22 protein-coding genes and 1 riboswitch are annotated in these 18,918 nt (G+C 41.1%); of the genes, 6 read left to right on the top strand and 16 right to left on the bottom strand.

Annotated elements, in window-relative coordinates; all coding sequences use genetic code 11:
* The first annotated feature begins 16 nt into the window (after window positions 1-16).
* Window positions 17-1,618, top strand: coding sequence for an ATP-binding protein (locus tag J2Z37_RS18970; protein ID WP_209811884.1), 1,602 nt, complete (start codon window positions 17-19; stop codon window positions 1,616-1,618).
* A 24-nt stretch (window positions 1,619-1,642) separates the two neighbouring features.
* Entirely contained in the window at window positions 1,643-2,344 is a 702-nt protein-coding gene (locus J2Z37_RS18965; RefSeq protein ID WP_209811883.1) for a response regulator, read from the top strand.
* A 36-nt stretch (window positions 2,345-2,380) separates the two neighbouring features.
* Here J2Z37_RS18965 and J2Z37_RS18960 read toward each other — a convergent pair whose 3' ends face one another.
* The 11 genes from J2Z37_RS18960 to J2Z37_RS18910 form a co-directional block, all read right to left on the bottom strand.
* Window positions 2,381-2,896: a gamma carbonic anhydrase family protein gene (locus J2Z37_RS18960; protein WP_209811882.1), complete on the bottom strand. Its 516-nt coding sequence runs from the start codon at window positions 2,894-2,896 to the stop codon at window positions 2,381-2,383.
* A 15-nt stretch (window positions 2,897-2,911) separates the two neighbouring features.
* Complete coding sequence (locus tag J2Z37_RS18955) at window positions 2,912-4,195, bottom strand: TRAP transporter large permease (RefSeq protein ID WP_209811881.1); 1,284 nt, start codon at window positions 4,193-4,195, stop codon at window positions 2,912-2,914.
* Between the two features lie 15 nt (window positions 4,196-4,210).
* Complete coding sequence (locus tag J2Z37_RS18950; RefSeq protein ID WP_209811880.1) at window positions 4,211-4,729, bottom strand: TRAP transporter small permease; 519 nt, start codon at window positions 4,727-4,729, stop codon at window positions 4,211-4,213.
* Window positions 4,730-4,805: 76 nt separating this feature from the next.
* Window positions 4,806-5,888, bottom strand: a complete 1,083-nt coding sequence (locus tag J2Z37_RS18945) for a TRAP transporter substrate-binding protein (protein WP_209811879.1) — start codon at window positions 5,886-5,888, stop codon at window positions 4,806-4,808.
* Window positions 5,889-6,066: 178 nt separating this feature from the next.
* The gene (locus J2Z37_RS18940; protein ID WP_209811878.1) at window positions 6,067-6,852 is read right to left on the bottom strand and encodes an enoyl-CoA hydratase-related protein; all 786 of its coding nucleotides are present in this window, start codon (window positions 6,850-6,852) and stop codon (window positions 6,067-6,069) included.
* Between the two features lie 40 nt (window positions 6,853-6,892).
* On the bottom strand, window positions 6,893-7,642 hold the full coding sequence (locus J2Z37_RS18935; RefSeq protein WP_209811877.1) for an SDR family NAD(P)-dependent oxidoreductase: 750 nt from the start codon (window positions 7,640-7,642) through the stop codon (window positions 6,893-6,895).
* A 132-nt stretch (window positions 7,643-7,774) separates the two neighbouring features.
* The gene (locus J2Z37_RS18930) at window positions 7,775-8,098 is read right to left on the bottom strand and encodes a DUF3870 domain-containing protein (protein WP_209811876.1); all 324 of its coding nucleotides are present in this window, start codon (window positions 8,096-8,098) and stop codon (window positions 7,775-7,777) included.
* 29 nt (window positions 8,099-8,127) lie between these two features.
* A complete protein-coding gene (locus J2Z37_RS18925) occupies window positions 8,128-9,192 on the bottom strand; it encodes a tartrate dehydrogenase (RefSeq protein WP_209811875.1) in 1,065 nt (354 codons plus the stop codon).
* A 123-nt stretch (window positions 9,193-9,315) separates the two neighbouring features.
* On the bottom strand, window positions 9,316-9,750 hold the full coding sequence (locus J2Z37_RS18920; RefSeq protein ID WP_209811874.1) for a CoA-binding protein: 435 nt from the start codon (window positions 9,748-9,750) through the stop codon (window positions 9,316-9,318).
* A 157-nt stretch (window positions 9,751-9,907) separates the two neighbouring features.
* Window positions 9,908-11,221: a nucleobase:cation symporter-2 family protein gene (locus tag J2Z37_RS18915; protein ID WP_209811873.1), complete on the bottom strand. Its 1,314-nt coding sequence runs from the start codon at window positions 11,219-11,221 to the stop codon at window positions 9,908-9,910.
* A complete protein-coding gene (locus J2Z37_RS18910; RefSeq protein ID WP_209811872.1) occupies window positions 11,221-11,814 on the bottom strand; it encodes a xanthine phosphoribosyltransferase in 594 nt (197 codons plus the stop codon). Before J2Z37_RS18910 ends, J2Z37_RS18915 begins: the two co-directional genes overlap by 1 nt.
* 87 nt (window positions 11,815-11,901) lie before the next feature.
* Window positions 11,902-12,003: riboswitch (purine riboswitch) on the bottom strand.
* A gap of 180 nt (window positions 12,004-12,183) precedes the next feature.
* Here J2Z37_RS18910 and J2Z37_RS18905 point away from each other — a divergent pair.
* Complete coding sequence (locus J2Z37_RS18905; protein WP_209811871.1) at window positions 12,184-12,666, top strand: divergent PAP2 family protein; 483 nt, start codon at window positions 12,184-12,186, stop codon at window positions 12,664-12,666.
* Window positions 12,667-12,718: 52 nt separating this feature from the next.
* On the opposite strand, the gene J2Z37_RS18900 is transcribed toward J2Z37_RS18905, so the two are convergent.
* From J2Z37_RS18900 to J2Z37_RS18885, 4 genes are all read right to left on the bottom strand, one after another.
* Complete coding sequence (locus J2Z37_RS18900) at window positions 12,719-13,309, bottom strand: 3D domain-containing protein (RefSeq protein ID WP_209811870.1); 591 nt, start codon at window positions 13,307-13,309, stop codon at window positions 12,719-12,721.
* A gap of 213 nt (window positions 13,310-13,522) precedes the next feature.
* Window positions 13,523-13,780, bottom strand: a complete 258-nt coding sequence (locus J2Z37_RS18895) for a YuiB family protein (RefSeq protein ID WP_209811869.1) — start codon at window positions 13,778-13,780, stop codon at window positions 13,523-13,525.
* A 145-nt stretch (window positions 13,781-13,925) separates the two neighbouring features.
* Window positions 13,926-14,162, bottom strand: a complete 237-nt coding sequence (locus tag J2Z37_RS18890) for a hypothetical protein (RefSeq protein ID WP_209811868.1) — start codon at window positions 14,160-14,162, stop codon at window positions 13,926-13,928.
* A 10-nt stretch (window positions 14,163-14,172) separates the two neighbouring features.
* Window positions 14,173-15,363: an NAD(P)/FAD-dependent oxidoreductase gene (locus J2Z37_RS18885; protein ID WP_209811867.1), complete on the bottom strand. Its 1,191-nt coding sequence runs from the start codon at window positions 15,361-15,363 to the stop codon at window positions 14,173-14,175.
* A 431-nt stretch (window positions 15,364-15,794) separates the two neighbouring features.
* Between J2Z37_RS18885 and J2Z37_RS18880 the strand changes: the two genes are divergently transcribed.
* Window positions 15,795-16,793: an NAD(P)/FAD-dependent oxidoreductase gene (locus J2Z37_RS18880; protein WP_209811866.1), complete on the top strand. Its 999-nt coding sequence runs from the start codon at window positions 15,795-15,797 to the stop codon at window positions 16,791-16,793.
* A gap of 82 nt (window positions 16,794-16,875) precedes the next feature.
* The gene (locus J2Z37_RS18875; RefSeq protein ID WP_209811865.1) at window positions 16,876-17,061 is read left to right on the top strand and encodes a hypothetical protein; all 186 of its coding nucleotides are present in this window, start codon (window positions 16,876-16,878) and stop codon (window positions 17,059-17,061) included.
* Between the two features lie 44 nt (window positions 17,062-17,105).
* On the opposite strand, the gene erpA is transcribed toward J2Z37_RS18875, so the two are convergent.
* The gene (gene erpA, locus J2Z37_RS18870) at window positions 17,106-17,462 is read right to left on the bottom strand and encodes an iron-sulfur cluster insertion protein ErpA (protein WP_209811864.1); all 357 of its coding nucleotides are present in this window, start codon (window positions 17,460-17,462) and stop codon (window positions 17,106-17,108) included.
* 231 nt (window positions 17,463-17,693) lie between these two features.
* On the opposite strand from erpA, the gene mqnE reads away from it, so the two are divergent.
* Window positions 17,694-18,797: an aminofutalosine synthase MqnE gene (gene mqnE / locus J2Z37_RS18865; protein ID WP_209811863.1), complete on the top strand. Its 1,104-nt coding sequence runs from the start codon at window positions 17,694-17,696 to the stop codon at window positions 18,795-18,797.
* Window positions 18,798-18,918 lie beyond the last annotated feature (121 nt).

Raw genomic sequence — 18,918 nt, 5'->3', positions numbered from 1 at the left:
CAGTTTGGAGGGGCTTATGCTAAGCAATAGGTTTTTACATCCGTCCTTACAGCTGAGGATTTCAGTGATCTTCATTTTCGTAATTATTCTAATCCTATTAATTATTGGTTTTTCATTCAAACAAATTGTCATTAAGTCGGTTGAATATGAGGTCGGCAACAACGCCATGGAAATTGCCCACTTCATCGCTTTGATGCCAGCAGTACGGGAAGGACTGAAGAGCAATAATCCATCCTTCACGCTGCAGCCAATCGTAGAAGTACTTCAGCAAAGAACACATGCAAAATTTATTGTCGTTATTAATAATCAAGGTATTCGCTACACCCACCCCAATCAGGATCTTATAGGAAAGACCATCACAGGTGGCGATGAAGCCCCCGCACTAAAAGGAGAAGAATATATTTCAAAAGCAGTGGGAGTATCAGGCCCCTCCATTCGCGCCTTTGTCCCGGTTATTGATCCCGTACTTAATGAACAATTGGGGGTTGTTGTTGTTGGAATGTTTGAAAAAAACATTTTTACCATTGCCAAGCAATATGTGAACCCTCTTTTATTTTGGCTGATCATCGCTTTAAGTTTCGGAATTCTTGCATCTATTCTCCTCGCCAGAAAGATTAAGGCAATTCTACATGGTCTTGAACCCGACGAAATTGCCAAGCTGTTTCAAGAACGGGAAGCGATGTTAGAGTCGTTGCGTGAGGGAGTCATAGCAGTTGACCGGAATGCCCGTATTACGCTTGTTAACCAGGCCGCAAGAAACATGCTTTCAATTACAGAAAATCCCGTAGGCAAAAAGATTACTGAAGTCATAGAGGATTCCGCGCTTCCGCGAGTCATTATGACAGAGGAATCAGAGAAAGATATTAAAATTGTAGTAAACGGAATTCCCATACTTACGAATCGTACACCAATTAAGGTGAATTCGGTGTCTTTCGGGGCGGTTGCTACCTTTCGTGACATGACAGATATCCGCGAGCTTGCCGAGGAACTAACTGGTGTTAAAAAATATGTGGACGGACTTCGGGCCAAAACCCACGAGTTTATGAACAAACTACAAACACTATCAGGTTTATTAGAACTACAAGAATATGAGGAAGCAAAACAATATATTATCCAAACAACCGGTAAACAACAAAAACTTCTACAATTTCTTAATCGCCATGTTCGAGACCCCAAAACATCGGGATTGCTTCTAGGGAAAATTCAACAGGCAGAAGAATTAAATATTAAAATTACGATCGACCCGGCAAGTCACCTTAATCCGCTCCCCAAAGAAATACCTAGTGAAATGTTGGTCCTTGTTCTGGGGAATCTGCTTGAAAATGCAATGGAAGCCTTAAATGAAGGCGGCGGAGAAATTAATGTAACTTTCCTAGATAAGCCAAACGAAATTATTGTAATCGTAGAAGACAATGGACCTGGCATCCCTGAAGAACTATTACCAGGTATATTCCAAAAAGGTTTCTCTTCAAAGGGAATGGATAGAGGCTATGGTCTTCATCTCATTATGAATCAAGTTAAACAAGTGGCAAAAGGTAAAATAGACGTTCATTCAATTGTTGGGGAAGGCTCAACCTTTGTTGTCCGACTACCAAAACATCTTAAAAAATCAAGCTAATAGATAGAATTAAGGGGGGAGATTATGTTAATACGTACACTAATCGTTGAAGATGACCCTATGGTATTGAACATTAATCGTAAGTTTTTGGAAAAGATAGATTCCTTTCAGCTTGCCGGAGTAGCTAGGAACGGTACTGACGCATTACATATCTTAGAGGAAGAACCCGTTGACCTGCTCTTATTGGATGTATACATGCCATCTTTCAATGGAGTGGAGTTGCTTAGAAAAATTCGAGCTGCTGGAATCAAATGTGACGTCATTATGATAACAGCTGCTGATTCACCGGAAATTGTTGAAGAAGCAATGCGTCTTGGGGTTGTTGATTTTATTTTGAAACCCTATGATTTTAACCGCTTACATAACGCCCTGCTTATATATAAGAAACGTTACACAATGTTTCGTACCATGCAGCCGTTAAATCAAAGGGGAATTGATTCCCTTCAATCTTTTGCGGATAAAGAAAAAGAAAAGGAAAAGGAAAAGGAAGAAGAAGAATCATTACCGAAAGGAATTGACCCAATAACTCTTAATCTTATTCGCGAAACCCTGCAAGGTTCCGATCAGCCCCTTTCCGCACAAGATATTTCCAATTACGTGCAGTTATCACGGATTACTACGCGGAAGTACCTAGAATACCTCGCTGAAATTAATGAAATTATTTTAGATTTAAAGTATTCAAGCCAGGGCCGGCCGACGAAGCTTTATCGGGTGATTCGCACTTAAAAAAAAGCTGCAGCTTAAATTAAGCTGCAGCTTTTTTTAAAAAATTTCTTCGGCAATATATTTTTTTCCTTTTTCCGCGTAATGTCTAGTCGTTGACTTTAACATTTCTAAATCCTTTTCCGTAAGTTCACGCACAACCTTCGCCGGTACACCCATTACAAGTGTACGAGGGGGAATTTTCTTCCCTTCGGACACCAGTGAACCCGCTGCAACCAACGCATACTCTCCTATTTCAGCATTGTTAAGGATGGTAGCTCCCATTCCAATAAGAGCACCCTTTCTTACTGTGCAACCGTGAAGAATAACCTGATGCCCTACCGAAACATCATCTTCGAGAGTAAGGGGCATACCCGGATCAACATGACAGATTGATCCATCTTGGATATTAACTCTTTCACCTATCGTTATAGTAGCGTTATCACCGCGAAGTACAGTATTAAACCAAATACTAGATTCTTTTCCGGCAACAATATCCCCAATCAACTGTGCTCCTGGTGCAACGTATACAGTTTCATCAAGCTTTGGTTTCTTTCCCTCATACGAATAATTCATCATTTTCCTCCTATTCTAATTACTCATTCCTATTATATCAGGTACAACCAAACTTAGCCATGGAATATAGGTTATAAGCGCAAGTACTAGAAGCATTGCAGCAAGGAAATATTTTAAATAAGGCAATACTTGCATCAATGTTACATTTCCCACTGAACATGTTGTCAGTAGCACGGAAGCAACAGGCGGTGTCTGCTGACCGATTCCTAGATTCATAGTCAAAACAATCCCAAAGTGGATCGGATCAATGCCAACCTCGTGAACCAAAGGCATTAAGATCGGAACAAGCATGATGATCGCAGCTGAGGCATGAAGGACCATTCCAACAATTAGGAATAAAATGTTAAACAAAGCCAGAATAAGCCATTTATTTTGCGTTACGGACATAATAGATTCTGCCAACGCTTGCGGTATCTGCTCGTTGGTCAAAAACCATCCGACAAGTGCTGAGGTCGCAATGATGAACATAACGATCGCGGTTTGCTTCGCTGCCTCTAACATTACATGTGGCAATTCTTTAAAAGTCAATTTTCTATAGATGACCATACCTACAAATAATGCAGTTACAACAGCTGCTGCTGCCGCTTCTGTTGGGGTGAAGATCCCGCCAAGAATCCCTCCCAAAATAACGATCGGCAAACTTAATGCCCAGAAAGCCTCTTTAAATGAAACCCACACATTTTTAGGAGAAAACTTTGTTTCTACTTGGAATCCCTTCTTGACCGCAAATATATAGGACAAAACCATCAAGGATATCCCAACCATCAGACCAGGAATGATCCCTGCCATAAACATCTTGGCTACGTTTACCTGGGCAATTACCCCGTACAAAATCATGGAAATACTCGGAGGGATCAAAATCGCCATCGTTGAGGCACATGATACGAGGGCAGCTGCAAATCCTGCCGGATACCCCTTTTTCTTCATCTCTGGAATAATGACACTACCTAAGGCTGCCGCGTCGGCAACAGCGGATCCGGAAATCTCAGCGAAGAACATCGAGGTAACAACGGTCACATGGGCTAAGCCTCCTCTTACAAAACCGATTAAACTAGAAGCAAAATTTATTAATCTTCTAGAAAGATCACAAGCATTCATCAATTCCCCAGCAACCATAAATAATGGAATGGCAAGCAAGGGAAAATTATTCGCCCCTTCTGTGACCACAACAGGAATAATATTAAGTGGGACCGTGCCTGCGATCAACAGTAGAATGAGGCCAATTACTGCAAGTGCAAATCCAATTGGCATTCCAAAAATAACCAAGGCTAGCAAACCGCCAATCATCGTTAAGGCCATATCTTATTCTCCCTTCTACTGTAATGTATCAATCTTGAACTCGGTTGTGGATTTGGTAGCGCTTTCGTCAGCCTTAACCGAAAAGAGCTGCGCAATTTGGATTAAAAAGGCTAAAATCATCAGTATTCCGCTAACCGGTACAATCCCATAAACTAATGCCTTAGTGAAAGGTAATGTCAGCATTTCATCATGCAGCGCATTTCCTGTAACAATAAATCCATAATAAGTAAGAATAGCTACAAAAGTAATCATACTTAGGTTAAAGACTAGTTGAATAATGATGTTGATCGTTCTTGGCATTTTTTCAAGAAGGGCATCGAAAGAGATATGACTCTTTTCAAACACCGCCCAAGCAGAACCGAGAAAGGTAATCCAAACTAGAATATACCCTGATATTTCCCCTGTCCAAACCGCTGCATCATGCAAAACATAGCGAGTGAACACCCCATAACTTACCGTAATAATCATGCCAAACATTAGAACAACAATAATTGCTTTAACACATTTGAGAATTCCTTGAACCAAGGATTCCATCTTTCACATAACCTCCCCTAGTACCAAGGCCACCCTTTTTCTGCTTAGGGTGACCTTGGATATTTCCAATCAGTTCCTATTCGGCTGCCTTGACCACTTTCTCAATAAATGCTGGGTCGATCTTGTCTTCAAGCAATTTAACAACCGGTTTTGTTTCTTCCTTGAAAGACTTAATATTAGCAGTATTAATCTCTAGCCCTTTTTCCTTGAAGTAGTCAAGCAGTTTTGTATCTTCTTCTTCGCCGAGCTTACGAATATCATCACCAACTTCATTAGCCACATCAGTTAAAAACTTTTGGTCCTCAGGGGATAATTTGTCAAACCATACTTTACTCGCTACTAGGAAGGCCGGTGTGTAAGTATGATTGGTAATCGACATATACTTTTGCACTTCTTCAAGTTTCCCGCCCTTGATTGTTGGAAGTGGATTCTCTTGTCCATCTACAACACCTTGCTGTAAGGCTGTAAATACTTCACTAAAGTCCATCGGCGTCGGGTTAGCGCCAATTTCTTTAAACATCGCTACGCGAACTTTACTATCTGGCACACGAATCTTTAGTCCAGCAAGATCGGCTGGGGTGTTGATTGGATGCTTGTTATTCGTAATTTGGCGGAAACCATTCTCCCAGAAGCCTAAACCAACAAGTCCATGCTGTGGAAGTAATCCTTTTAGATCTTTCTCCCAAATCTCTCCATGAGCAATCTGTGCTACCTTTGTACGGTCCTCAAACAAGAACGGAATATCAAACACCCCAAATTCAGGGGATTTTGTCGCCATAACTGAAGAAGGAACAGACATTTCAATGGAACCAAGTTTCAGCGCATCTAATACAGCCAAATCCTTTCCTAACTGACCATCGGGAAATATCTTAACCTCAATGGCTCCATTGGATTTTTCCTCGACTTTCTTTTTGTACAAATCAGCTGCTTCATACAGCATAGACCCCTTACCAGAAGGGAAAGCAATCCGGAAGGATAAGCGAGGCTCACCACTTTTTTCAGAGGAACTACTCGAGGAAGCTTGATTCCCTGAATTTCCTGAGTCTTTTGGTGCTTCAGTAGAGGATGGTTCACTGCCACCTCCGCATGCGGTTAAAGATAAAGCTAAAGATAGTGTAAGAAATGCTGTCGAATACAGGCGTGTCTTTCTTTTTAACATTAAACTTCCCCCTCTGTTTAAATAATTTACTCTTGTTCAAATTATACAATATTTCTAAAGGTTCGTATTAAAACGAAACTAAGTAAAGATATTGTAACTTTTGGAAAGTACTTATGTAGTTAAGGAAAAGTAAGAAAAAAGGGAGCCAAGGTATGACACCTTTGGCTCCCTTTTAAGTTTATTCACCACGAAAATTTGGTTTTCTCTTCTCTTTAAAAGCTTCCAAAGCCTCCATCCGATCCTTTGTCGGTATAATGACCTCGTAAGCCTTTGCTTCCAGATCTAAACCTGTTTGTAAATCGGTGTCGATTCCTTTGCTGATCGCAAATTTCGCCTGATATACTGCCAATGGTGCATTTCTGGCAATTTCGTTGGCCAATTCGGTACACATTTCTAAAAGACTCGCGTGTGAATCTGCTGTACCAGTAAGGATTCCGTATGAAAGCGCCTGTTCAGCTGATATTTTTCTAGCCGTCAGGATCAATTCTTTCGCTTTGGATACACCAATTAAACGTGCCAATCGCTGGGTCCCGCCTGCTCCCGGAATAATCCCCAAACTCACTTCTGGCAATCCTAGTTTCACTTCCTTAACAGCAAAGCGAAAGTCGCAGGCAAGCGCCATCTCGAGCCCCCCTCCAAAGGCATATCCATTGATGGCAGCAATTGTGGGTTGTTCCAGTTTTTCCAACGCCGAAAATACGTCCTTTGTCGTTCGCAGATTTCGCCGAACCTCCTGTTCGTTCAATGTTCTGCGTTCTTTTAAATCCGCTCCTGCACAAAACGCCCGCCCTTCTGCAGTAATTAAGACAACTCGAATTTCCTTCGTGCTCTGTTTCAACTGTTCAATGATCTCTCCTAATTCAACCAACAAGGAAAAATTGAGGGCATTGAGCTCATTGGGTCTGTTTAATTTAATGATTCCTATATGTCCGTACTTCTCCAAAAGAACTGGTTTTTGCTCCATCTCCACCCCTCCTCCTAGTTTGACTACTCTATGTTTTTCATTATCTGCCCCCACTGACAGTTATGATTTCTCCTAATATGTAATTTGAAGCATCTGATGCCAGGAAAGCAATCGACTGTGCAATTTCTTCTGATGTCCCGGAACGCTTCAAAGGAATCGTAGGAATAATCCGGTCGAGACGCTCTTTCGTCGAATATTTTTCTTGAAAAGGGGTCTCAATGACGCCGGGTGCGACGCCATTCACGATGATGCCTTTGGCAGCAAATTCTCTTGACATGCCGACTGTCATCGTACTCACAGCCCCCTTTGCTGAAGCGTAATGAACACTCTCTCCCCCACCTCCGATTCTTGCTGCAACAGAGGACACATTAATGATTTTTCCGCTGCCCCTGGCAAGCATATCCTTCAAGACAGCCTGCGAGCAAAGGAGAATGCTTTTCACATTTAAATCATAGGTTTGATCCCACAGCTCTTCGGTTATTTCCATAAACGGGCTCCTTTTGATAGCCGCTCCTGCATTATTCACCAGTACATGAATGGCACCAAAAGCTTCTAAAGCTTCCGCTACCATCCGATCAACCTCCGCTTTTTTCGTAACATCTGCTCTGATCACCAGGGCGGTCCCTCCGTTTGCTTTAATTCTATCCTGTGCTTCATGCACCCCTTGTTCGTTATGCAAATAATTTAATACAACTTTCGCTCCAAGACTTGCCATGAGCTCCGCCGAAGCTCGTCCAATCCCGGAACTTGCTCCTGTAATTAATACGACCTTTCCATCTAATGAAAGCATATCTTCCCCTCCAATAATAGATTATATAATCATTATACAAGAAAACTGGAAACATTCTAAAAATATTTTGCAAGTGCGTAAATAACCCCCTGGTATTTAATGCTACCAGGGGGTTGATAAGTTTAAGTGCGATTAATTTTTCTTAGCGTCATGGATTTCGAATTGTGCGTGTAAATCTTTCAATGCTGCAAGGAGAGCATTTTGCGCTTTTCCTTTATAATGTTCCTGAAAGTTTTTAACCAATGTTTCGTAATCGTCCCTTAAGCTATATCCTCTTAACAAACGACCCACAAAATCGCGGCCATGCTCGGTAGCCAAAGTGCATGAAGCATCAATAATTACCCCGTATTTGCAGTCCAACTCAGCTGTAATGGTTAACGTTTCGAATACGCTTTTCGCTGCCATTCCCTGCGGCAATTTGGCATGTCCAGCCATAAAGATCGTTCTATTTTGCATTTCCTACACTTCCCTATTATGATGAAATCTTAGTTTGCTCTTTTCTTAAAGTTATTAATAATTGCATCTGCTGCCTCACGTGTAGAGAGCTGCCCACCAATGTCTCGTGTGATGTGGCCCGACTTGATACTGTCCCCGATGGCATCGAGCAACAGCTTACCAGCTTCATCATACCCGAAGTGGTCTAGCATCATTTTCGCTGTCCAGATCTGTCCGATCGGATTAGCGATGTTTTTTCCGTATATATCTGGGGCGGAGCCATGAACCGGTTCAAACATCGATGGATATTTTCCGTTCAAATTAATATTGGCAGCAGGAGCTATACCGATACTTCCCATAATGGCCCCACCAATATCCGTGAGGATATCCCCAAATAAATTACTGGCGACGATGACATCAAAAATCTGTGGACGAGTCACAAAAAACGCTGCCAACGCATCAATGTGATAAGCATCTGTTTTAATATCCGGATAGTCTGCTTTTACATCGCTAAATACTTCGTCCCAAAAAGGCATAGAGTGGAAAATTCCATTTGATTTCGTTGCCGAGGTTACATGTCCGCGACGTTTTTTCGCTAATTCAAAAGCAAAGCGCATCGCTCTTTCAGATCCAATTCTGGTGAAAATAGCATTTTGAATGGCCATTTCGTTTTCACCTTTGTGAATACGACCACCTACTTCACTATACTCCCCTTCACTATTTTCACGGACAACAATGAGGTCGAAGTCACTAGGATTTAGTAAAGGAGATCTTAATCCTTTAAAGAACTTTGCTGGACGAATGTTAATAACCTGCTCGAATTCCCGGCGAATTTTAATTAAAAGCCCCCATAAAGACACGTGGTCCGGAATAATTTTGGGATTCCCTACCGCACCAAGAAAGATTCCTTCAAACCCTTTTAAAATTTCCAAACCATCGTCAGGCAGCATCTTTCCATGTTCTGCGTAATAGTCACAACTCCACGGGAATTCAGTAAATTCAAATTGAAAACCACCATGAATATCAGCTACCGTCTGTAAGACTTCCAAGGCAGGAGGAACCACTTCTTTACCGATCCCATCCCCAGGCAACACAGCAATTTCATATTTTTTCATAAGAATCCCTCACAATTCTATAATGTTTAGATATCTTAAGTTTACTGTTTCTTCGGACATAAGAAAAGGGGAATTGCTAATTATATTAGCCCCTAACCTGATTTTGAATGACTTCCGATTAAATCAACGATTCTTATTTGGACGAACCAAAATCGCGTGATCCACCTTAATACACTGGTCCATAATTACTGTGAATCCATGTTGCTTTAAATAATTTGCCGCCTCTTCATTGTAAATCCCGGATTGAAGCCAAAAGATTTTACATTTCCCGTACTTTACTGCATCTTCTGCAATGGGCATGATATGTTCACTGCGGCGAAAAACATTTATAACATCTACCGGCTCTTCTATATCTGTTAGTGATGGGACTGCTTTTTCACCAAGAGCCTCTGTGATTGATGGGTTCACTGGAATGATCCGGTAACCGCTTTGCTGCATGGCTTGACTAATCATGTAACTGGCGCGATAAGGGTTATCTGAGAGACCAACAACCGCAATCGTTTTGGCGTTTACTAAAATATCCCTGCGTTCCTCCAAACCGGGGTTTTGAAATGACATATGCGCCCTCCTCTTGTATCGTTTTAGATAAGTTTATCGTAACACATAAACCTATTATGTATCGAATATTTTGGGGGAATTTACCCATCAAGTCCTCGTTGAAGAAGATATCGAATAAAAAAGTCGGCTTCATAATGAAGCCGACCTCTATCGATATTTAACTTGCTTTGACATGTTTACTGTTCGATACCGTACTTTTTTTTTCTGAAAGTCCCATATTAAAGAAGATATTTAAAATAATAGCAGTTAAACTTCCTGCGACAATCCCATTATCCACAAGAATTCGGATGCTTGATGGCAACTGAGCAAAGAAATCCGGTACAACGGACACCCCTAATCCCATTCCAACTGAACAAGCGATTACTAGAAGATTCTCATTGCGGTTGAAATCTACAGCACCAAGCATCTTAATCCCTGAAGCAGCCACCATGCCAAACATCGCTACCATTGCTCCACCCAAAACCGGATTCGGTATGAGAGTAGCCAGTGTTGCAAACTTTGGCAGGAATCCTAAAACAACTAAAATGAATCCGGCGACGACAATTACGTCTCGCGTTCTTACTTTTGAAAGTTGAACTAATCCTACGTTTTGCGAGAAAGTTGTATAAGGAAAGGCATTAAAAATCCCCCCAAGAACGATCGCTAATCCTTCCGCACGATACCCTTTAGTTAAATCTGCTGAGTTCAAGTCACGTTCGCAGATTTTCCCCAAGGCTAAAAATACGCCCGTGGATTCAACCATGGTAACAATCATGACAAGGCACATTGTGAGTACAGCCCCCCACTCAAAGGTTGGGGTCCCGAAGTAAAGCGGATGTGGAACGGAAAACCAAGATGCATCGGCGACAGGGGATAAATCCACCTTCCCCATAAGATAAGCAGCAACAGTTCCAATAATCATCCCTAACAACACAGAGATTGCCTGGATAAAACCATTAAAATAACGATTAATAACAATAATAAAGGCTAATACTCCAAAAGCAAGCAATAGATTTTCGATATTTCCGAAGTCTGGGCTTCCCACTCCACCCGCTGCGTTGTTAAAAGCAACAGGAATCAAGGTAACTCCAATAATCGTCACAACGGACCCAGTGACAACTGGCGGAAAAAATCTCATTAATTTCCCAAATACACCAGATATAAGCAACACGAAGATTCCAGATCCGATGATGGCGCCATAAATGGCAGACATGCCATACGAAGAGCCGATGGCGATCATCGGAGCCACTGATTGAAAGGCACAGCCTAACACAACGGGCAAACCAATACCAAAATACTTATTCTTCCAAACCTGCAACAATGTCGCTACACCACACATCAGCAAATCAATAGCAACCAGATAAGCCATTTGTTCCATATTTAGTTTTAATGCTCCGCCAACAATCAAAGGAACAATAATCGCTCCCCCATACATGGCCAATACATGCTGTAATCCCAGTGAAAACACCTTTCCCGGATTGTTTTTGCCCATTATACTAAAGCCTCCTCACGGAATTCGATTTTCTTTTTCTCATGGTCCAAACGGATGATCTGTGCTAAGGAATAAACATGAAATCCAGCATTTCTTAGCTTTTGACCCCCATCTTGAAAGGCCTTTTCAATCACGATCCCCATTCCCGCCAGACTCGCTCCAGCTTGTTGAACGATAGATACTAGTCCCAACGCCGCTTCGCCATTAGCCAAAAAATCATCAATAATCAGTACATGGTCATCGGCAGAAAGAAACTTCTTGCTGACCGTAATTTCATTCGTTTCTTGTTTAGTAAAGGAGTAAACCTTTGATACAAAAACTTCATTGTTCATGGTTAATGATTTCTTCTTACGAGCGAATACCAAGGGAACTCCAAATTCTAAAGCCGTTGTAAGTCCTACTGCAATCCCAGAGGACTCAATGGTTAAAACTTTTGTCACCTTTTTTCCTTTGGAAAAGTGCTGATAAAAATCTTTCCCCATGGCCACTGTTAAATCTGGATCAATTTGATGATTCAAAAAGGAATCGACCTTTAAAACTGATTCAGACAAAATGATGCCTTCTTGTTGAATTTTTTCTTTCAGTAGTTTCACTGTTCAATCCTCCAAAGCTTTTTAGAAAAAAGGAAACCCGGAATATCTGTTTCGAGTGAAAACAAATATTCCGGGTCCATTTCCCCAAAATTATTGGTATTCACTCGTAGTCTTTCCATTTACGGTGGAAAGGTAGAGACTCACAGGCCCTATTCCTGTTATTATACGAGTTCATCATATTCGTTTTGTAGGAACATTATACGATAATACCGGACAAAAGGAAAGAAAAAATATTTAAAAGGCGAACTTTACCTTTGTTTTATTGTTTATCATTCATATTTTGGAGATTAGAAAGAAAACTAGAGGATTGTTAGCGTTTTTTGATAAAATAAGAAGAGGACAGGTTACAGAAAGGAAGATTTTATATCCATGTCATTACTTGAGAACTACCCTCTGTGGGCCTCTCTGGCCTCAATTGGCATTGCCCAAGCTATCAAAGTTCCTTTACACTTTATCACCCATCGTACCTGGCAATGGGGCCTATTATTTAGTACAGGCGGGATGCCAAGTTCCCATTCTGCTGCGGTGACAGGTCTGGCCACAGCGATCGGGATGACAGAGGGATTTCATAGTGCTTTTTTCGCATTATCCGTTGTCTTCGCCGTCATAGTCATGTTTGATGCTGCTGGGGTAAGACGACATGCTGGCGAGCACGCAGCCTTGTTAAATAGTTTACTCGAGGATTTCCGATCCCTTCAAGAAGATCTAAAACATTTTCGTATCAAACCTTTTCGCGAGCAAAACCGCCAAAAATTAAAAGAGCTTCTCGGCCACCAGCCTGCAGAAGTGTTAGTGGGCGGCAGTGTTGGAATTATAATGGCACTTGCTTTGTCCACTTGTTTTGATCTATAGAAGAAAAAAGGCTGTCTCCATCGGTTTATCGATCTCGAACAGCCTTTTCCTATTAATTCAACTGAACGTTAGCGCGGACTAATTGTTTATTGTTTAGGTCCTTCATCATCGCTTCTGTGAGGATCCCCTCACCACGTTTGACGACATAGACATCAAGGGACTTTTTTCCCCACTTATTATAAACATCGTCAATCGTATCAAAATATAGGTCAATCTTGTTTCCTTTGATAGCTGAACCAATGTCAGCTACGACCCCATACCCATATCCGGGAATATAGAGAATCGTTCCTAACGGAAACATGGTTAAATCGGCCGCAATAGTCGAGTACACATCCCGAACAACCTTAACTCCCGAGTATGTAATCCCATATTGGGGATGGCCTACATCCTTCCCCGTCGACTCCGGGCCTGCATAATAACCTGTAGCCACAACATCCACACTTGGTAAGTGGGCCAATAAATCATGCTCGCTCGCCACTTCAGGCATTTGTTCAGTTTGTTCAGGCACCACCGGCTTTTCCGCTGGTTCCTCAACCTTCACTTGTATATCCTGGTTTGGCACAGATTGCTCCGTTAGTAAAAACGAAGCAGCCAAAACAAATAAAATCGTGGTTACAACATACGTTGTATGTACGAGTTTCATTCTCTACTCCCCTTCTTAGTTCCTCTCCATAATTTCATGGTCTCCATTTTTCAGGAATATATACTAGTTCTGGGGATGTAGGAGGGAACAGAGACGTTTTTAGGACTCAACTCGTAGGGATCTTAGATTTTCAGTCCAAATCGAACTGGTGAAATAAAAAAAGAGCCTCTTCATCAACTTAGATACAGTTGAGAAGAAGCCCTTCTTCTATCTTTAAAACATCCGATACCCTTTTGCTCTGAGAGTTTTAATTGTAACTCCACTTAAGATCGCACCAAGCAGACCCGAAGTGAGCACTATATAATCTACCGGAAGCAGCGCACCCATTTTAACAAATAAGTAAATGAGAACTAAAACATAAACGGCCAAAGGCAGCCATGTTGTTTTAATTAACATATTTATAATAAATCCTATTCCGAACGCCAATACCAAAAATAAAGGAACCGAAATAATAAGTTGGGCAATGTTCACCGTAAATCACCTTCCATTTTTCTTCATAAGAACTAGTTTACTTGAATCCGATAGACTGGTCAACTTAGCTCCTAAGTTCCACTCAAAAGACAGACTCTACGCCCCCTCACCAATCCACGAAAAAACAGCCCAAAAGGGCTGTTTTTTATTGATTATTCATCTGATGCAAATAGGCTTGATTGATGCGGTCTCTTTCTTTGCTGCCTTCTTTTAGCCGTTCGATCGCTGGGAGGATTAGATACTCTATTTCCTTTTGTACTGCATAGGCCAAATCGTAACGATTTGAATCCTCAAGGAATTTTCCTACTTCAAAGAGCTGCTCGTACCTTTCTTGCTCTTCTTTCGTCAGCTTCGCTCTAACCTGAACACTTGCATGCCGCATTCGACATCACCTAAAGTTTAGATTTTTTCAACAATAGTCCCATTCCGCCTAATAGATACAAGTAACGGTTATCGATGACTTTCTTCATAACAGATGCTGTGGAACCATAAATTTTCTTAGAACCTACAATCCCCATTGCTTCGCCTTTACCAAGAGAAGCTACAGTCCCTTTAATTTCTGGAGTAAATTTCTTCAATTCTCCTCCACGAATTAATGAGGTGAGGTTCTCCGCACAGGTTTGCCCTTGTTGCATCGCAATTTGTGCTGTTGGAGGGTATGGACGATTGGTTTCTTCGTTGATGATCAATGCACAGTCACCAAGGATGAATACATTATCATGCCCAGGTGCACGAAGGAAATCATCGACTTTTACCCGACCTCTCATCGTTTCGAAACCGGAATTTTCTACGATTGCGTTTCCGCGTACGCCACCGGTCCATACGATAGTTCCAGCTTTAATTTCTTCACCAGTTGCCAAAATAACGCCATCTGGATTACATTCTTTAATTGGTGTATTAATTTTGAAGGTAACACCCTTGCGCTCCAATATGTTCATTGCATACTCAACTAATTCCGGATCAAATCCTGGCAATGCGGTTGGAGCTGCTTCAATGCTGTATATTTTTACGAGGGAAGGATCGATATCAAATTGATTGCATAGTTCAGGAATGCGATCACCTAATTCTCCGACAAATTCGATACCTGTAAATCCTGCACCACCTACAATAATTGTTAAATATTCCAATTTATCTGGTTCACTGCGATATTTCGCAAACATATATTCAATGTGTTCTTTGATTAAACGGACGCTGTTGATGCTTCGAATACCTAGAGCATATTCTTTTAATCCTTGGATTCCGAATGTTTCTGGGTCTGCACCGAGGCCCACTACTAGATAATCATATTCAAGCGTTTGCCCATCCGTTAATTTTACGGATTTCGCGTTGGGATCAATAGACTCAGCAGTTCCTTTTACAAAGTTAATCCGGTTGGTATCGATCACGGATTCAATTTCAATCTGACAGCGTTCAGCATCAAGGGTACCTGCAGCTGGCTCATGTAACCAGGTTGTTAAATAATGATAATCATGCTTGTTTACCAATGTAACTTCTGCTTCGTTGTAGTTCAACATCTTTTGAAGCCTTGTAGCTGTCATCATCCCACCGTAACCGGCACCTAAAATTACGATCCTCTTATTCATCCCATCACATCCAGTTTCTATATATTGTTTGTTAAGGTATTCTATTTCACTTAACCCCATACCTTTTTGTATAGTATTTTACAAAGAGTGAAATGAAACCCTAAAAGGTTTTTCCTTTTTTACCGAAAATCCTATGCTCATTTTTTCACAATTCGTTCACAATCTAATCATAAAACCTTTTGGCAGAGTTTTCAAGTGAAAAATTGCACAAAGTTATATTCAGAATATTAACAACTAATTAGATGTATTTTCACTATTAAAACAAGGAAATCAGACTTGGATTACATTTTAGTCTTTCCAGAAAATGTTACCGAAGTTATAATTAGAATCAATGAAATCATAAAGATAGAAAAATTCATATTCTTTTTACCTCTTTAACGTTGCCCTAGATAAAGTAAAGAGCTTTAGTAGGATTATTCCGGAGGTGTCAGATGATGAATCTTTATCGTGATGAAAAAGTTTATGACCTTTTAATCGTTGGCGGTGGACCAACGGGGATTTTCACTGCTTTTTACGGCGGAATGCGCCAATGCTCAGTAAAAATCATTGAAAGCATGCCTCAATTAGGTGGACAGCTTGCCGCTCTTTATCCTGAAAAATATATTTATGATGTAGCTGGATTCCCAAAAATCCGCGCCCAGGAATTGGTGAATGCACTTAAAGAACAGGCTATGTACTTTGAACCAACCATTTCTTTAGAAGAACGAGTTTTAAATCTTGAAAAACAAGGAGATCAATTCGTGGTTACCACGGATAAAGGTATTCACCTGGCAAAAGCGGTGATTATTACAGCGGGGGTGGGTGCTTTTGAACCACGGCGCCTGGAGCATCCGAAAGCTTCAATATATGAAGGGAAAAACCTTCACTACTTTGTCAATGACCTTAATTTGTTTGCTGGTCAAAAGGTAGCTGTAATCGGTGGAGGCGATTCGGCTGTGGACTGGGCTTTGATGTTAGAACCGATTGCCAAAGAAGTCCATATTATTCATCGTCGAGATAAATTCCGTGCGCATGAGCATAGTGTAGAAACTTTGATGAACTCCAGGGTGAAGGTTTTAACCCCGTATGAAATCAAGGATCTTAACGGGAAAGATACGATAGAAACACTGACTGTTATGCAAAACAAAACACAGGAAAAACAAACATTAGCAGTAGATTCAGTCATTGTTAACTTTGGATTTGTTTCCTCTCTTGGTCCAATTAAAAGCTGGGGGCTGGAATTGGAGAAAGGAAGCATTCTGGTCAACTCCAAGATGGAAACCAATATTCCAGGAATCTATGCTGCAGGCGATATCGCTACCTATCCGGGAAAAGTAAAATTAATTGCCGTTGGCTTTGGGGAAGCCCCTACAGCTGTTAACAACGCAAAATCCTATATTGATCCAGAAGCCAAGCTACAACCTGGACACAGTAGTTCGATGAATCTTTAAGGACTGGTGTTTTTTTCATGGCATAGTAATGTTTTTCTAAACAAAAAGTAAGGATACAGATTCTGTTTAGGAGGACATGAACATGTCACGAACAACAACAAATATCATTTACATCGCTTTTCTTGTCGTTGTAACTTTTGCCATACCAATCCTATTGTTAGTCGGAACAGGTGGTTCAATTGAAGGGATGATTGGTGCGGTATTATCCTTCATTGCGATGGCAAGCTATGTTGCCTACACCATGCTTCTCGGAGCAAGGAATTCCTGAAAAAAACCGGCCAGCATTTCCGCTGGCCGGTTTTTTTTTTATCATTAATCACACTTCTCCGCTTTTCCTTCATCTGTTGCCGTACGGAAACTGGAACCACAACCGCATGTGGCAATTGCGTTGGGATTTTCAATGGTAAACCCGCCGCCCACCATTGATTCTTTATAATCAATTTCCACACCATATAAATATTTTGCACTATCCTCGTCGACTACAACCCTTAATCCATCTATAACAAAATCCTTGTCACCGGTGCGTTCTTCTTCATCAAATCCCATGCCATAGGTAAAACCACTACAGCCCCCCTGATTCACAGCAACGCGCAAAAACAAATTCTCGTTATTCTGCTCAGCAAGTATTTCCTTAATCTTACCTACTGCATCTTCACTGATTTTAATCATTTTACCCCTCCTCGTCTGAGGCCAAAAACTAATCAATATCTTACACCTCTATACTTAAAAGTATACAGGTAATTTCCCCTTTCCTCAAGGTGAATACCGTTGATATATATATTACCCATTATCCGCCAACATGTATTTTCCTTGTCTCCCCCACCATTTAAACTTATAATGAGTAAGTGATTAAAAACTAGACAGGACAATTTATAAAGAATATTGAGGTGAAAAAGGTAAATGAGCCTATTATTACAAGAAGCTGCTGATAAAGCACTATTACCAATCATCGAAAAGGTCAAAATTGGGGAACGCCTAACGATCGATGACGGGCTAACCCTCTATCATTCGAATGATTTACTAACCATTGGGCAATTAGCCAACACTTTTAATTTAAAGAGAAATGGCAACCGTGTTTTCTTCATTCAAAATATGTACATTAACCCTACGAATGTTTGTGAAGCCCATTGCAAATTTTGTGGTTTCCGTCGCGACCCTGGTGAAGAGGGTGCCTACACAATGAATGAAGAAGAACTTCTTCATTACGTGGAAAAGAACTTCCAATCATCGATTCGGGAGTTTCATATTGTCGGCGGACATAATCACACAGTCCCTTTTGAGTATTATGTGAATACTGTTCGAACCTTGAAAAAACATTATCCGGATGTAACCATCAAGGCTTATACGGCAGCAGAAATTGTCTTTTTTAGCCAAATTTCCGGTCTAAGCGTAAAAGAGGTTATACAAGAACTAATGAAGGCAGGTCTTGAGTCTTTAACTGGCGGCGGTGCGGAAATTCTTACCGAGAATTACCGGGAGAAAATGAGTCCGGAGAAGGCTAGCACAGATGAATGGTTAAATACTCATCGAATTGCACACGAGCTCGGTTTAAAAACCCATTCCACAATGTTGTATGGTTCCATTGAATCCTACGAAGAACGTCTGATCCATATGGATCGTGTACGGAAACTGCAGGATGAGACCAATGGATTCTTGGTGTTTATCCCTTTGGCTATTCAGCCCAAAAGCAAAAATGCCGGAATTAAGCGGAGAACCTCTGCTTTCGATGACCTAAAAACCATCGCCATCAGCCGTTTGATGCTCGATAACTTCCCACATATTAAAGCTTACTGGATTAACATTGGTACCCAATTAACCCAATTAGCTATGAACTTTGGTTCTTCCGATATCCATGGAACATTGACGGAAGAACGAATCAGCCATGCGGTTGGAGCCTTAACACAAAGCGCACTAACACGTGAAGAACTTGTTTGGCTGATCGAAGGGGCAGGAAGAAAAGCAGTAGAAAGAGATACCTTCTACAATATTGTGAAAGAATACTAAGTGAAAAAAAAGGCTGTCCCATTTTTTAAAATGTACCCTATAGAGTAGACACATTAAAAAAAGTCTACCTATGGGGTACTTTTTTGTATAATAAGCAGATACAACACGGAGAAACTGGAGA

The sequence above is a fragment of the Ammoniphilus resinae genome (assembly GCF_017873965.1).
GTDB lineage: Bacteria > Bacillota > Bacilli > Aneurinibacillales > RAOX-1 > Ammoniphilus_A > Ammoniphilus_A resinae.
The sequence above is the reverse complement of the archived record's forward strand: the minus strand, read 5'-3'. Positions and strand labels throughout refer to the sequence as shown.

Bases quoted from the DNA above. Each gene is read 5' to 3' on its own strand.
- J2Z37_RS18970 (WP_209811884.1), top strand. From the start codon at position 17: ATGCTAAGCAATAGGTTTTTACATCCGTCCTTACAGCTGAGGATTTCA.
- J2Z37_RS18965 (WP_209811883.1), top strand. From the start codon at position 1,643: ATGTTAATACGTACACTAATCGTTGAAGATGACCCTATGGTATTGAAC.
- J2Z37_RS18960 (WP_209811882.1), bottom strand. From the start codon at position 2,896: ATGAATTATTCGTATGAGGGAAAGAAACCAAAGCTTGATGAAACTGTA.
- J2Z37_RS18955 (WP_209811881.1), bottom strand. From the start codon at position 4,195: ATGGCCTTAACGATGATTGGCGGTTTGCTAGCCTTGGTTATTTTTGGA.
- J2Z37_RS18950 (WP_209811880.1), bottom strand. From the start codon at position 4,729: ATGGAATCCTTGGTTCAAGGAATTCTCAAATGTGTTAAAGCAATTATT.
- J2Z37_RS18945 (WP_209811879.1), bottom strand. From the start codon at position 5,888: ATGTTAAAAAGAAAGACACGCCTGTATTCGACAGCATTTCTTACACTA.
- J2Z37_RS18940 (WP_209811878.1), bottom strand. From the start codon at position 6,852: ATGGAGCAAAAACCAGTTCTTTTGGAGAAGTACGGACATATAGGAATC.
- J2Z37_RS18935 (WP_209811877.1), bottom strand. From the start codon at position 7,642: ATGCTTTCATTAGATGGAAAGGTCGTATTAATTACAGGAGCAAGTTCC.
- J2Z37_RS18930 (WP_209811876.1), bottom strand. From the start codon at position 8,098: ATGCAAAATAGAACGATCTTTATGGCTGGACATGCCAAATTGCCGCAG.
- J2Z37_RS18925 (WP_209811875.1), bottom strand. From the start codon at position 9,192: ATGAAAAAATATGAAATTGCTGTGTTGCCTGGGGATGGGATCGGTAAA.
- J2Z37_RS18920 (WP_209811874.1), bottom strand. From the start codon at position 9,750: ATGTCATTTCAAAACCCCGGTTTGGAGGAACGCAGGGATATTTTAGTA.
- J2Z37_RS18915 (WP_209811873.1), bottom strand. From the start codon at position 11,221: ATGGGCAAAAACAATCCGGGAAAGGTGTTTTCACTGGGATTACAGCAT.
- J2Z37_RS18905 (WP_209811871.1), top strand. From the start codon at position 12,184: ATGTCATTACTTGAGAACTACCCTCTGTGGGCCTCTCTGGCCTCAATT.
- J2Z37_RS18900 (WP_209811870.1), bottom strand. From the start codon at position 13,309: ATGAAACTCGTACATACAACGTATGTTGTAACCACGATTTTATTTGTT.
- J2Z37_RS18890 (WP_209811868.1), bottom strand. From the start codon at position 14,162: ATGCGGCATGCAAGTGTTCAGGTTAGAGCGAAGCTGACGAAAGAAGAG.
- J2Z37_RS18885 (WP_209811867.1), bottom strand. From the start codon at position 15,363: ATGAATAAGAGGATCGTAATTTTAGGTGCCGGTTACGGTGGGATGATG.
- J2Z37_RS18880 (WP_209811866.1), top strand. From the start codon at position 15,795: ATGATGAATCTTTATCGTGATGAAAAAGTTTATGACCTTTTAATCGTT.
- J2Z37_RS18875 (WP_209811865.1), top strand. From the start codon at position 16,876: ATGTCACGAACAACAACAAATATCATTTACATCGCTTTTCTTGTCGTT.
- erpA (WP_209811864.1), bottom strand. From the start codon at position 17,462: ATGATTAAAATCAGTGAAGATGCAGTAGGTAAGATTAAGGAAATACTT.
- mqnE (WP_209811863.1), top strand. From the start codon at position 17,694: ATGAGCCTATTATTACAAGAAGCTGCTGATAAAGCACTATTACCAATC.